Here is a 12,762-nt window from a genome sequence, read left to right as displayed (position 1 = left end):
GCATCGGTCATCGGAACCACCCGAGCATGCCCGTTGATCATGCTGTCGCGCCGCGAAACTCCAAGATCCCCGACAGAGTCAAGCTGAGGGCCTGTTTCTGAACCCCGAATCAGCAGGTCAAGCGACGGTCGCCCGAAAAGAGAACCTTGCGGAAGCGTTCGAGGAACGGTCACGGTGACCGTTCCTCGAACGGAAACGCTGAGGGCGGATGAGGCTTAGGAGCAAGAGGTGATGGTCACTGTGGCGGTGTTCCGCACCACCGCCACCCGGAGCCCACTGAGGAGCCGGGAGCTTGATCGATCTCAACTTGCCGACCGGCAACTCGCCCTGTCACCGGCCCGTTATCAGGCTACCGATCCCGCCCCGTCCAGAGGGTTCAAAAACTCAGCCTGCCGGGATGGAGAGGGATGGTAGGTGCGCGGAGTGGGTGAACCGATCCGTGACCAAGACGGTCACTGGAGCGGGCTTGGGCAGGGCCGCGGTGATCTTGGCTGCCCGTCGGGTCAACTTCGGTCTGGGTACTGGGAAGTGCGCGGCGAGTGTCATGAGTTGCCCGTGTGAGACAGTGGCATCGAGTGTGATGCTGGATCCGCCAGTCTGCCGGGAGAGGGCCGTCAGCCAGGCGCGGTCGGGGGCGGGTACATGCACCGCGAGTTTGGCGGTGGACACGGTTACCTGGTACTCAGTGTGTTGGCCTGACGAGTCCGCGACGACCACGGGTTCGGTGTTGAGCACGTCGTCGTTCCACTGGACGGCTTTGAGCAGGGTTGTGAGCTGGAAGGGGTCCAAGCCAGGAGCTTGGATCTGGGGCAGCATGTCGGGATTCCGGTGGGCGACCTGGAGCAGGCTCTCCGCTTTTCCGGCCAGAGCGGCCTGGGACTTCGCTTCGAAGATCTTGTCCTGATCGCGGAAGGCCACGACCGACATCTGACCGTTTACCGTCAGTTTGGTCTGCCCGAGGCCGCGGGCGAAGTCGAGGACGGCTGTGCCTTTGCCTTCGGCTTCGGTGTCGACTCCTGACTCCACCGTTTCCGTGACCGAGGCGGTTACGGTGTGCTGGGCTTGGGTGTTCGTGTAAGCGCTCCGCAGGGATGAGAGGACCTGACCCTGTGAACTGGGCACGTCCGGCGTGGCAGCGCAGCCGGCGGCCAAGAGGACAGCCGTGCTGCCGACTGCGGTTCGCAACGCTCTCACGGGCCCTCGCCGGGGACAAAGTCGCCCTTGAGGGAGCTGATCTTCCATTGGCCGTTGCCATCCACGACCAGGGTCGCGTTGTAGGCCATGACGCCGACCGGGTCTGTGGTGTTCCATGGACCGCCGGGCTGCCGGGCCTGGGACTTCCCGGATTCGGTGACCTGAGCCTGGACGGTGGCGGTGTTGCCGGAGACGCCGACCTGTGTGAAGACGACCTTATCGGCCTGGCTGGAGATGACGCGGTGGTTGGGGTCTGCCTCTTCCTTGATGGAGTTGCGCAGCGCGATGGCCTCGTGCTTGGCCTGGGCGGGGGTGAAGTACTTGGCCAGGGTAGCCAGACCGGTGGCGAGCTGGTGCTGCCGGGCGGTGCTGTCCGGAGCAGCGACCGGCCGCTTGGCGGCGATTGCCGCAGCCACCGCCGAAGCGGAACCTATTGTTCCGGCGGGCGGGGCCTGGACCGAGCGGTCCGCCCGCATAGCCGCGGTGAAGGCGTTCTTGACGGCGGCGACCTGTGCGGCGTCGCCCTTCACCGAGTCGGCCAGCGTCGGCTGTGCTCCTGAAGCGGTGTATGCCCAGCTCAGTCCTATCACCGTGCCGGCGGCGGCGACTGCGGCGGCAAGGCCTATGAGCCTGGTGCGGCGGGGTTTCCCGGAATGCATGGCTGCCTCCTGCGGGCGGCGGTCAGTTGCTGGCGTCGATGTGGACGAAGTAGATCGTGGTCGTGCTCGCGTTCGGGTTGTACGGGTAGAGAGACCAGAAGGCGTGGTAGCGGTTCGTCGTGTGCTCGTCGACGTAGTTGCCGTCATACACCTTATTGGGGTACTGGTTCGGGTCGATGCCGTAGCCCACCTGGATGGTGGCGTGGCTGATGCCCAGGCCCTGGCCCCAGTCGTAGAAGAGCATGTCGCCGTCCACCATGGCGGACGGCGTCCAGTACGCGGTGGAGGTGCCGGAGGCGGTGCCCTCGGGGATGCCGCCGGGAAGGTCCGCCATCAGGAAGTTGTAGTAGCCGTCGGCGACTGACCAGGAGTCGCTCCACGTGAAGTTGGAGGTGCTGTATCCGGACCCCTCGATCCACCAACTGGTGTCGCTTGTCGCGTTGTTGAACGCATTGCGGAATGGGTAGCCGCCGCCTTCGGAAGCGGCCTGGGAGATGAAGTTAGTGCAGTCAGAGCTGAACACGGGATAGGAGGGCGAGTTGGGGTTGATGGCGTATGTGTCCGCGTAACTTGCGGCGCCGCTGCCCGAGTATGCAAGGGCTGGGGTAGGAGTGATGTAGACGAGAGACGCCGCGAAAGCGGCAGCGAGAGCGCCTACGAGCCTTCGCCTGGACATGGAGCCGAGCATGCAACTCTCCCATCGTGGGTGAATACGTCTTCCCCGGGGTGCACGGCCGCACGCCTGCATCCTCATGCCGACGTGGACAGCAACGTGATCGTAGGATGAAGATCGTGAAAGGCGCACTAGCGCAAGTGATCTGACGATGTAGCAGTACGGCGCTCTTTGCTGACTCTCCGCCACGGCACTCCAGGGACGAAGAGGGCACCGAGGGACAGCGGAGACATGTCAACCGGACTCATGCATGACCGGCAGGCACAGCCCGTCAACCGTAAGAGAACGGCGTGAACACGCCTTGCTCGGCGGGCACAGCGACTGTGGGCCTTCATCCAGAGCGGTAGTGCCCTATAGACGGGCGCGTCGGGTTGGCGAACGCCCCCGCAACCTTCATCCGGCGACTCGCACCAGCCCGATCAGCGGCTCCGGCTGGGGTGCGGAAGCAGCGGTAGTAGGAGAGTTCGCCCTGCGGTGCGGTTGCGGCGGGTCAGCCACCTGGTGGCCCGGAGCGTCCGCTGTAGTGGATGTCCTCGTGGCAGACACGGCAGACGACCAGGGTCTTGCGACGGCGGGCGGCCATCATCTGGACCCATGCGGGCTTGGCTGCCCGTCCCACGATCAGCACACCGTTGACGGCGATCGCCATCCCGTAGTCGGCCGGAGTGAACCCGGCCTCCCCCATGGCAACCGGCAGCCCGACCATCCCCTGCTGAAAGATCACCGCGATAAGGAAGAACAGCCCGACAACCCCCATGAACCGCCCGTCACGCAGAACAGGCTCACCCCGGCCCTGCCCTCGGCGTCCTTCACAGCCCCGGCAGACCTGCTCCTCTCCCCCGGCATGGACTCCGGCACCCGCAGAAAGACGACAACGGCGCAGACCAACGTCATCCCGGCCTCGATCAGGAACCCGGCAACGTAGCTGATCTCGGCGATGAACCCGGCGGCCTTGGGGGACACGGCGAAGCCGAGATTGATGGCCCAGTAGTTCAGCGAGAAGGCACGGATACGGTCCTGTGGCCGCACGATGTCCGCCATCATCGCCTGCACGGCCGGCCGGGACGCGTTGCTGGCCATGCCGACCAGAAACGCGACGGCGGCGATGGAGACCGGATCGCGCACGAACCCGAGCAGCGCGACGGAGAACGCGGTGGACGTCTGTGCCACGAGCAGCGTCGGCCGCCGCCCCAGCCGGTCCGTCATCACCCCGCCGCCCAGCGAGGACACGACCCCGCCGAGCCCGTGCAGCGCGGCGACCAGACCCGCGTACGAGGCGGAGTAGCCGCGGTCGAGGGTCAGGTACAGCGCCATGAAGGTGGCGACGAAGCCACCGAGCCCGATGGGACCCCCGAGAATGTAAGCGGCTCGACTCGCGGGCACAACTTACGAAGGGATGGTTGCCGGAGGCCACTCAATTAACAGATCCCGTCAACCGTCCGGTCGGCGGGCGGCCGTACCCGCGATCAGAGGCTTCGATTACCCTCAGCCCCATGGCCGACGCACCGTACAAGCTGATCCTCCTCCGCCACGGCGAGAGCGAGTGGAACGCGAAGAACCTGTTCACCGGCTGGGTGGACGTCAACCTCAACGAGAAGGGCGAGAAGGAGGCCGTCCGCGGCGGTGAGCTGCTCAAGGACGCCGGCCTGCTCCCCGACGTGGTGCACACCTCGCTCCAGAAGCGCGCGATCCGCACCGCCCAGCTCGCCCTCGAGGCGGCCGACCGCCTCTGGATCCCCGTCCACCGCAGCTGGCGCCTGAACGAGCGCCACTACGGCGCCCTCCAGGGCAAGGACAAGGCCCAGACGCTGGCCGAGTTCGGCGAGGAACAGTTCATGCTGTGGCGCCGCTCCTACGACACCCCGCCCCCGCCCCTGGAGGACGGCGCGGAGTTCTCCCAGTCGGGCGACCCGCGTTACGCCACGATCCCGCCGGAGCTCCGCCCCCGCACGGAGTGCCTCAAGGACGTCGTCACCCGCATGCTCCCCTACTGGTACGACGGCATCGTCCCCGACCTCCTCGCCGGCCGCACGGTCCTGATCGCCGCCCACGGCAACAGCCTCCGAGCCCTGGTCAAGCACCTGGACAACATCTCCGACGCCGACATCGCGGGCCTGAACATCCCCACCGGCATCCCCCTCTCCTACGACCTGGACGCCGACTTCAAGCCCCTCACCCCCGGCGGCACCTACCTCGACCCCGAGGCCGCCGCAGCCGCCATCGAGGCAGTCAAGAACCAGGGCAAGAAGAAGTAACCCCGCACCAATAGGCCCCCTGCCTGCGGTTTTCCCGCAGAGGAGGGGGCTCTTTGGTGGGCGTGGGCCATCTCTGGCCCGCCAGGTATGGAACGAGCCCGACCGGGCCGCGTCGAAGACGGCGGCCACCGCCGCCGGTCTCCTCAGCGACCTCACGGATCACCGCGTCGAACGGATCTTCCGCGTGCTCGACCCTGCCGCCCGGAAGAGTCCGGCCCCAGCCGGAAGCTCATCCAACGGACCCTACCCGTCACGTGGCCGACGGCCGCGGCTGTTCCGGTGGGACTGACCCCTCGGCGACCGCCATCCACTGATCGAGGTCGGCCTGCGTGAACTCTGGCCATGCCGGAATCTCAGGCAGCTGGCGGAGGAGATCGAAGGCCTCCGCGATCTGGGGTCGGCGGAGCACCGGCGAGTGGCAGCCTGCTATGACCTCGGCGTCCAGCCGCTGGAAGTCGTCAACCACTGCCCGGAACTTCCGGCCGTCCAGCAACGCTGTCCAGGGCGAGACCAGGCGCCCGCCGAAGAATTGGCCGTCGCGGAACTCATCCGCGGATAGACCAGCGATTTCGGGCATGGGAGTAGGCACGTTCGTCGCGAAGGTGTCCACCGCCCACAGGACACTGGTCTTCGGGTCGAAGAGGGCGCGGGTTGTTGGGTTGTCGTACACCGGCGGCCGCTTGGCAACCAGCGTTCGGTCACCCACATCCACGGTATCGCCGTCGATCATGAAGCGGCACCGGTTGATCGGCGTCTCCCACTCCTCGGCCATGCGCCCGATCGAAAACCAGGTCGTCAGCAGTGTCGCATTCGGGCATGCGGCGAGAACTGCCAAGAGGTTGCCGGCGTGATCACGGTCGTCGTGTGTGAGGAAGATCCACCGCACGTCCAACGGGTCCACGACGGACCACGCAGCCTCCAGCCACTGCGACCGCACCGCTGGTGCCCCCGTGTCCACGAGCACCGGCTCGGCTCCCCGGATCACCATCGAATTCATGGGGAAGTGACCGACCGGCGGAGCCTCCAGAGCCCACGGGATGACGAACGTCTCCTCGGCGATCTGATAAGGCTGGAGCAGATTGAAAGTTTCCATGGTGGTCATCGCTGCTCTCCTCAGTACGGAGTTCGCCGCAGCCCCGTGAATCCAGTCCAGCCCCATGACACGCCTTCGTCAAGCGCACAACAAACACGCCGACGACGGATGTGTCATAAGCCGTATGGCGGTGGTCCTCGCGACAGTGGACGCGGAGCAGAAGGAGGATTCGGATAAGGGTGATTGCAGAGAAGTAGCGAAAGGCGGAAACCCATGCCGAAGTATCTCTTCAGGGTCAGGTTGACCGTGGATGGGTTGAAGGGCTTGCTCAAGGAGGGCGCCGCTGAGCGCCGCGAGGTCGTCGAACGCATGGTCCAGAGCCTGGGGGGCCGGCTTGAATCGATCTACTGGGCATTCGGGGAAGAGGACGTCTACGTCACCGTGGAGTTGCCGGGCAACACGTCCGCTGCCGCCATGGGTCTGGTCACGTCGGCGGCGGGTGGCGTTCGCACAAGCACGGTCGTGCTACTGACACCCGAGGAGATCGACGAGGCGGTCCGCCAGAAGGTGGAGTATCGGGCGCCCGGGTCCTGACGCGCCACCCGTAGCGTGACTGGCAACCCGGGCCCGACCGAACCGGAGTCTCCTGCCGGCCGGTCAGAGATCAACCGGTTTCCCGATCACCGGCAGTCAGTCGTTCCAGTAGTCGCGCCGCGGGAGTTCCAGGGCGGCGATGAGGCTGCCTGCCTCCTCGGCCGCCGCGCGTTCCCGCTCCGTCAGACCGGGCCGTCCCGCCAGGCGCGGGAACAGGTCCGGTCTCGGGCCGGCCAGGCTCAGGCGGACCGGTGACCAGCCGGCGATCAGGGGCGCCAGGGGTCGGCTCCGGCCTCGGCGAGGGCGCGTGCGTTGTCGTGGTGGCGGGAGAGGACGGCTTCCCACAGGGCGGTCGTGCCGTACTCCAAGGCATCCACGTCGGTGACTCTGCGGGCCAGTTCCCTGACGACCTCCGGTGTGCCGAACCTCGCTGCCCGGTGCAGCGGGCGCGATTCGGCGACGCCGTCCGGATCGGCGCCCTCGTGGAGGCGGCACCGGATCGTGTCGTAGTCCTGCCAGTCCCGCCAGCTCACGCCCGCCCAGCCGTTGCTCCGGACCGTCATCGTCCCGTCCTCCCCCTCGATACCGCTCCCGACGGCCCCCGTACGCCGTCGCCCCACGTACGCATACCTTCGCAGACGGGTCTGACAACGGCCCGGGTCGAACGGCCCGCTACGGATGCATCCGCGCCCCCTTCACCACCTTGTCCACCGCGTTCCGCGGGCCGTACACCGCCAGCCCCACCAGGTCCAGTTCCGCCGTCGGCACCGACCGTACGGCCGCACGGTTGTCCCGGTCGTTGCCTGTGGACGCGCCGCCCGGGCCGCTGACCGCCATCAGCCTGTGCGCCGGACAGGGGCATGACTTGATCGGCGTGCTCGCCGGGCATGCGCGCCGGGACGATGTCCGGGCCCGGCTCGTCGAGTTGGACGAGCGCAACGTCGAGGCGGCGCGCGATGCGGCCCGGGCCGGGAGGCTCGCCGGAGTCGAGGTGGTCGCCGGTGACGCCGCGTTGACCGATCAGTACGTCGGGATGGTGCCCGCCGATCTCGTCCTGGTCTGCGGCACGCTCGGCAACGTCACCGACGCGGACGTCGAACGCCTGCTGGACCACTGCACCCGGCTGTGCCGGACGGGCGGCACGCTCGTGTGGACCCGCAACCGGAAGGCCCCCGACCTTGTTCCGCAGGTGTGCGCCTGGCTGGAGCGGCGCGGGTTCGAACGGCTGTGGGTGTCCGATGCCCGGCTCACCCAGGCCGTCGGGGCCCACCGGTTCACCGGAGAACCGCGCCCGCTCGTCCCCGGGCAGCGGATGTTCGAGTTCGTCGGGTACGACGTGCTGCGGAGGGTCTGAGCCGTCAGCCCGAGGGCCGCTGCTTCTCCGGGCGCTGGGTGAGGTGCGCGAACGCGTCCAGGTTGCGGGTGGACTCGCCCCGGGAGACCCGCCACTCGTACTCGCGGCGGATCGCGCTCGCGAACCCCAGCTCCAGGAGGGTGTTGAAGCTGCCGTCGGCGGCCTCCAGGACCTGGCCGAGCAGGCGGTCGATCTCGTCGGGGGTGACGGTGGCGAGGGGCAGGCGGGAGGTGACGTAGACGTCGCCGTGCTGGTCGACGGCGTAACTCACGCCGTACAGCTTGAGGTTGCGCTCCAGCAGCCAGCGGTGGACGGCCGCCTCGTTCTCGTCGGGGTGGCGGATGACGAAGGCGTTCAGTGAGAGGGCGTGGCGGCCGACGAGCAGCGAGACCGTCGTCGACAGTTTCCGCGTGCCGGGGAGCTTCACGACGTAGTTCCCGGACTCGGGGCTCTCCCATTCCAGCTCGGCGTCCTTCAGGACGCCCTCGATGACCTGCGCCGCCCGCTGCTGTGCCTCACTCATGCTGCGAGCGTACGCGGTCAGTCCCTCCCCTGGTGTACGCGGTCAGCCGTGGTGGGAGCGCTCACGACGGCGGTGTGCCTGCATCGCCGCCGTGTAGACATCGGCCGTGGCGCCGGCCGAGGTGTCCCAGCCGAAGGACTGTGCGTGCCGGGCAGCGGCGCCGCCCATCCGGGCCGGCAGGGTGGGGTTGTCGGCGAAGTCCCGCAGCACGCGCGCGTAGGCGGCCGGATCGTGGCCCTGGACAAGGACGCCGGTGTGCCCGTCGCGTACGGCCACGGGCAGTCCGCCAACCGCGGCGGCGAGCACCGGGGTGCCGGCCGCCTGCGCCTCTATGGCGACGAGGCCGAAGGACTCGCTGTAGGAGGGCATGACCAGCACGGACGCGGCCCGGAACCAGTCCGCGAGCTGCTCCTGCCCGACGGGCGGGCGGAACTGTACGACGTCCGCGATGCCGAGGCGGGCCGCCAGCTTCTGCAGGCCCTCGGGTTTGGCGAGGCCGCTGCCGCTCGGCCCGCCGACCACCGGCACGACGATCCTCGACCGCAGCTCGGGGCGCTCGTCCAGCAGGACCGCCACCGCGCGCAGCAGCACGTCCGGCGCCTTCAGGGGCTGGATACGGCCCGCGAAGAGCGGGATCAGGGCGTCCTGCGGCAGGCCGAGGCGGGCGCGGGCAGCGGCGCGGCCGTCGGCGGGCGAGAACCGGGTCAGGTTCACGCCGGGATGGACCACGGCGACCTTGCCGGGGTCGGCGGCGTAGTGCCGTACCAGTTCGTCGGCCTCCTCGGCCGTGTTGGCGATCAGGCGGTCCGCGGCGGTGACGATCTGGGTCTCGCCGATGACGCGGGCGGCGGGCTCGGGGGTGTCGCCGTCGGCCAGGTTGGCGTTCTTGACCTTGGCCATGGTGTGCATGGCGTGCACCAGGGGGGCGCCCCAGCGCTGGGCGGCGAGCCAGCCGACGTGGCCGGAGAGCCAGTAGTGGGAGTGGACCAGGTCGTAGTAGCCGGGGCGGTGGCCGGCCCAGGCCTGCATCACGCCGTGCGTGAAAGCGCACAGCTGGGCGGGGAGCTCCTCCTTGGCGAGGCCCTCGTAGGGGCCCGCGTCGACGTGCCGGACGAGGACCCCGGGGGCCAGCTCGACGGTCGGCGGGAGGGCGGCGGCGGTCGCGCGCGTGAAGATCTCGACCTCGATGTTGATCGCGGCGAGGCGCTGCGCGAGCTCCACGATGTATACGTTCATGCCGCCGGCGTCGCCTGTGCCGGGCTGGTGGAGCGGGGAGGTGTGCACGGAGAGCATGGCCACGCGGCGGGGGCGCCGGTGCAGGCGCAGTCGGGGAGCCGGCGCCGGGGAGCGTCGCCCGAGCCTGCTGACGTAGTGGCTCACGTGGCGATCCTCCTTGCTACGGGCATACCGAAGGAGGGTGTGCGAGCGCCCTCCAGGGGGGTGCAACACCGGAAGGGACCGCTCCATTTCCGTCGGGACTCCCCAGGGGCGGGTTTTACCCAATCATTACCCGAGATCGCTCAACCGTTCGAAGGTGTGGCGTGCACCAGGGGACCGGCGCCGTGACTCGCGGCGACAGAGCGATGAGTTCCGGAAGTGTGCAGGGTCTACCGGTGAGTGGGTCGCCGAAGCCCGCCCAGAGAAGATCGCCGGTCCGTACCCACACCGATCGACCAGCGATCGACCCCACTCGAGGAGTACGACATGACCGCCACCTACACCTTCGACGTCTTCTCCAGCCTCGACGGCTACGGCGCCGCCGGCGCCAACTGGAGCGGCTACTGGGGCAGGCAAGGCCCCGAGTTGCTCGACCACCGCCTCGCCTTGTACGGCGCGGAGCAACGGATGGTCTTCGGGGCCGACACGTATCGGGCGTTCACGCGGATGCTGGCCTCGAGCACCGAGGAGTCCGACGTACGTGACCCATGGGTCACTCGGATGAGGAACCTGCCGGCAACAGTGGTGTCGACGACGCTGGAGGGCCCCCTCGACTGGCCGAACGCGACCGTCGTGAGCGGTGACGCCGTCGACGTCGTCACCCGGCTCAAGGAGGAGTCCGAGGTTCCGTTGCGCTCGCACGGCAGCCTGTCGTTGAACCGGGCGCTGATGGCCGCCGGCCTGGTCGACCGCTTGCAGGTGACGCTCTTCCCGGTCATCACCGGTCGGACCGGGCTGGACCCGATCTTCCAGGGGGCGGCCGACTTCGACCTGGAACTGGTCGAGAACCGGACGCTCGACGGTCACATCCAAGAGCTCATCTACCGACCCACCCTCCATTGACCTGTACGGATCCACCAGCGCCCGGCTCACCGTCTCCGGCCTACCGTCGGTGCGGGTCACAGGCACGTGCGGATGCGGGAGCCGGCCGCTCCCCGCGCGCCGCATACCCTCATACGCATGACACCCCGCGCCGCCGCCCGCCCCGTGGGCACGGTCACGCGCGGAACGACGAACCCCAACCGGCTGCGCCGCATGGACCGCTGGATCGCGGCTACGCACAGCGCCGAGCTGCGGCGGGCCGGTGACGCCGTCGCCGTCGACCTCGGGTACGGCGCCGCCCCCTGGACTGCGGTCGAACTGCTGCACCGCCTCCGTACCGTCGCCCCACGCGCGCGCGTGGTGGGCGTCGAGATCGAACCGGCGCGAGTCGCGGCCGCGCAGCCGTACGCGCGCGAGGGGCTGGTCTTCCGGCACGGCGGCTTCGAGATCCCGGTCCCCCAGCGGCCGCTGCTCATCCGCGCGGCGAACGTCCTCAGGCAGTACGGCGAGGCCGAGGTCGCCGCCGTCTGGCAGCGGCTGTGCGCGCGGCTCGCGCCGGCCGACCGGGCGACCGGGACGCGCGGCGGGCTGCTGGTCGAGGGGACCTGCGACGAGATCGGGCGCCGGCACGTGTGGGTCGCCCTCGGCCCGGAGGGGCCGCGCACGGTCACCTTCGCGACCCGGCTGGGCTCCCTGGAGCGCCCCTCCGACCTGGCCGAGCGGCTGCCGAAGGCCCTCATCCACCGCAACGTCCCCGGCGAGCCGGTGCACGCCTTCCTGCGGGACTTCGACCGCGCCTGGGCCGCCGCCGCGCCCTACGCCGCGTACGGCGCCCGCCAGCGCTGGATCCGGGCGGTACGGGACCTGACGGCCGACTGGCCGGTCACGGACGGGGCGGCGCGGTGGCGGCAGGGGGAAGTGACGGTGCGCTGGGAGGCGTTGGCGCCGCGGGGCTGAGGCCCGGCCCGTCCGGCCCGCGGGGAACGATCTCCGTGAGTCGTTCGTCACACAGGCGGGGAGATCGTCATGCCTGGGGTGGAAGGGAGGAAGTATTACCTCTGTCGCTTTTCGCGCCAACGTGGCAGCATCCCCCAGGCGGTCGAATGTTACTGACGGATAATCAGCTGGGGGATGGCTATGGGAACGGGCAAGCGTGGCCTGATCACGGCAGCCGTGACCACGGTGTGCGCGGTCACGGTGCTGGCGGCACCGGGCACGGCGTTCGCGAGCCCGGCGCCCACACCGTCCCCGGCGACGACCCCGACAGCCGCCGCCGACAAGGACCTTGAGGCCGTACGCAAGAAGCTCGACAATCTCTACCACGCCGCGGCCGTCGCCACCGACGAGTACAACGCCGCCGAGGAGCAGGCGAAGCAGCAGTCCGCCGAGATCGTGAGGCTGGCGAAGAAGATCGTCAAGGGCGAGGAGGAGCTCAAGGAGCTGAAGGAGCGCGCGGGCGCCGCGGCCCGCGCCCAGTACCGCACCGGCGGGCTGCCGCCCGAGGCACAGCTCATGCTGAGCGACAACCCTCGGCGGTTCCTCGACGGTTCGGGCCGGATCCTCCAGGGCCAGCGGGCGACGAAGGGCCTGATCGGTCAACTGGGCCGTACACAGCAGGACTTGAAGCTGTATGCGAAGGACGCCTCCGCCCAGTGGAAGAAGCTGGAGGCACACCGCAAGGCCAAGGCCGCGGCCCAGAAGCGGATCGAGAAGCAGATCGCGGCGGCCGAGAAGCTCCAGTCCGAACTGGAGAAGGAGGAGCAGGAGCGCCTCGCCAAGCTGGAGGAGGAGGCCGCGCGCCGGGCGCAGACCGCATGGCTGGACTCAGGCGTCCTCAAGGACGTCCAGGGCAAGGCATCCGAGCGGGGCATCAAGGCCGTGGAGTACGCCACCGCCCAGATGGGCAAGCCGTACGGCTGGGGCGACGAGGGCCCGAAGGCGTACGACTGTTCAGGGCTGACCTCACAGGCCTGGGCGTCGGCCGGGCGGCCGATCCCGCGCACCTCGCAGGAGCAGTGGAAGCATCTCCCCCGCGTCGACATCAAGGACATGCGCCCCGGCGACCTGATCATCTACTTCGACGACGCCAGCCATGTGGCGATGTACATAGGCGACGGCGCGATGGTGCACGCCCCGCGACCCGGGCGGACGATCACGATCGCGGGTGCGGGCTCGATGCCGATCCTGGGCGTGGTACGGCCGGACGCCAACTGAGCGG

General features: G+C 68.9%; 14 protein-coding genes and 3 pseudogenes. 6 read left to right on the top strand and 11 right to left on the bottom strand.

Features of this window, described 5'->3' with window-relative positions; genetic code table 11:
• Window positions 1–384: 384 nt before the first annotated feature.
• The 5 genes and pseudogenes from H8R17_RS35410 to H8R17_RS35395 form a co-directional block, all read right to left on the bottom strand.
• Entirely contained in the window at window positions 385–1,152 is a 768-nt protein-coding gene (locus tag H8R17_RS35410) for a hypothetical protein (RefSeq protein ID WP_187827310.1), read from the bottom strand.
• A gap of 38 nt (window positions 1,153–1,190) precedes the next feature.
• Window positions 1,191–1,853 (bottom strand): hypothetical protein, encoded by a 663-nt coding sequence (locus H8R17_RS35405; RefSeq protein ID WP_187827309.1) that lies wholly within the window; start codon window positions 1,851–1,853, stop codon window positions 1,191–1,193.
• A gap of 22 nt (window positions 1,854–1,875) precedes the next feature.
• Window positions 1,876–2,529, bottom strand: coding sequence for an amidase domain-containing protein (locus tag H8R17_RS35400; RefSeq protein ID WP_187827308.1), 654 nt, complete (start codon window positions 2,527–2,529; stop codon window positions 1,876–1,878).
• A gap of 487 nt (window positions 2,530–3,016) precedes the next feature.
• Window positions 3,017–3,145 (bottom strand): hypothetical protein, encoded by a 129-nt coding sequence (locus H8R17_RS49500; protein WP_399477703.1) that lies wholly within the window; start codon window positions 3,143–3,145, stop codon window positions 3,017–3,019.
• Window positions 3,143–3,840 (bottom strand): annotated as a pseudogene (locus H8R17_RS35395) (MFS transporter); the annotation flags it as partial. The pseudogene H8R17_RS35395 and the gene H8R17_RS49500, both read right to left, overlap by 3 nt.
• Before the next feature lie 179 nt (window positions 3,841–4,019).
• Between H8R17_RS35395 and H8R17_RS35390 the strand changes: the two are divergent.
• Window positions 4,020–4,781 (top strand): phosphoglyceromutase, encoded by a 762-nt coding sequence (locus tag H8R17_RS35390; protein ID WP_187827307.1) that lies wholly within the window; start codon window positions 4,020–4,022, stop codon window positions 4,779–4,781.
• Here the strand turns inward: H8R17_RS35390 and H8R17_RS49495 are convergent.
• Window positions 4,756–4,992: pseudogene (locus H8R17_RS49495) on the bottom strand (NUDIX domain-containing protein); the annotation flags it as partial. The gene H8R17_RS35390 and the pseudogene H8R17_RS49495 overlap by 26 nt on opposite strands.
• Window positions 4,993–5,031: 39 nt before the next feature.
• Window positions 5,032–5,883: an MBL fold metallo-hydrolase gene (locus tag H8R17_RS35380; protein WP_262505741.1), complete on the bottom strand. Its 852-nt coding sequence runs from the start codon at window positions 5,881–5,883 to the stop codon at window positions 5,032–5,034.
• Window positions 5,884–6,087: 204 nt separating this feature from the next.
• On the opposite strand from H8R17_RS35380, the gene H8R17_RS35375 reads away from it, so the two are divergent.
• On the top strand, window positions 6,088–6,408 hold the full coding sequence (locus tag H8R17_RS35375; RefSeq protein ID WP_187827306.1) for a GYD domain-containing protein: 321 nt from the start codon (window positions 6,088–6,090) through the stop codon (window positions 6,406–6,408).
• 266 nt (window positions 6,409–6,674) lie between these two features.
• On the opposite strand, the gene H8R17_RS35370 is transcribed toward H8R17_RS35375, so the two are convergent.
• Both H8R17_RS35370 and H8R17_RS35365 read right to left on the bottom strand, forming a co-directional pair.
• Window positions 6,675–6,971, bottom strand: coding sequence for an ankyrin repeat domain-containing protein (locus tag H8R17_RS35370; protein WP_316959622.1), 297 nt, complete (start codon window positions 6,969–6,971; stop codon window positions 6,675–6,677).
• Between the two features lie 109 nt (window positions 6,972–7,080).
• Window positions 7,081–7,218, bottom strand: a pseudogene (locus H8R17_RS35365) (DUF2000 family protein); the annotation flags it as partial.
• 64 nt (window positions 7,219–7,282) lie between these two features.
• Between H8R17_RS35365 and H8R17_RS35360 the strand changes: the two are divergent.
• The gene (locus tag H8R17_RS35360; protein WP_399477701.1) at window positions 7,283–7,762 is read left to right on the top strand and encodes a class I SAM-dependent methyltransferase; all 480 of its coding nucleotides are present in this window, start codon (window positions 7,283–7,285) and stop codon (window positions 7,760–7,762) included.
• Window positions 7,763–7,766: 4 nt separating this feature from the next.
• Here H8R17_RS35360 and H8R17_RS35355 read toward each other — a convergent pair whose 3' ends face one another.
• Both H8R17_RS35355 and mshA read right to left on the bottom strand, forming a co-directional pair.
• Window positions 7,767–8,285, bottom strand: a complete 519-nt coding sequence (locus tag H8R17_RS35355) for a YbjN domain-containing protein (RefSeq protein ID WP_187827305.1) — start codon at window positions 8,283–8,285, stop codon at window positions 7,767–7,769.
• Window positions 8,286–8,327: 42 nt separating this feature from the next.
• Window positions 8,328–9,665 (bottom strand): D-inositol-3-phosphate glycosyltransferase, encoded by a 1,338-nt coding sequence (mshA, locus tag H8R17_RS35350; RefSeq protein ID WP_187827304.1) that lies wholly within the window; start codon window positions 9,663–9,665, stop codon window positions 8,328–8,330.
• 324 nt (window positions 9,666–9,989) lie between these two features.
• Here mshA and H8R17_RS35345 point away from each other — a divergent pair, with 324 nt between their 5' ends.
• The 3 genes from H8R17_RS35345 to H8R17_RS35335 all read left to right on the top strand — a co-directional run bounded on the left by H8R17_RS35345 (window position 9,990) and on the right by H8R17_RS35335 (window position 12,758).
• Window positions 9,990–10,565, top strand: coding sequence for a dihydrofolate reductase family protein (locus tag H8R17_RS35345; protein WP_187827303.1), 576 nt, complete (start codon window positions 9,990–9,992; stop codon window positions 10,563–10,565).
• Window positions 10,566–10,682: 117 nt separating this feature from the next.
• Window positions 10,683–11,501 (top strand): class I SAM-dependent methyltransferase, encoded by an 819-nt coding sequence (locus tag H8R17_RS35340; RefSeq protein WP_187827302.1) that lies wholly within the window; start codon window positions 10,683–10,685, stop codon window positions 11,499–11,501.
• Window positions 11,502–11,681: 180 nt separating this feature from the next.
• The gene (locus tag H8R17_RS35335; protein WP_187827313.1) at window positions 11,682–12,758 is read left to right on the top strand and encodes a C40 family peptidase; all 1,077 of its coding nucleotides are present in this window, start codon (window positions 11,682–11,684) and stop codon (window positions 12,756–12,758) included.
• Window positions 12,759–12,762: the final 4 nt, after the last annotated feature.

This window comes from Streptomyces sp. TRM68367 (genome assembly GCF_014495685.1).
GTDB lineage: Bacteria > Actinomycetota > Actinomycetes > Streptomycetales > Streptomycetaceae > Streptomyces.
Note: the sequence above shows the minus strand (reverse complement) of the source record. Positions and strands in the feature narration are given on the sequence as shown.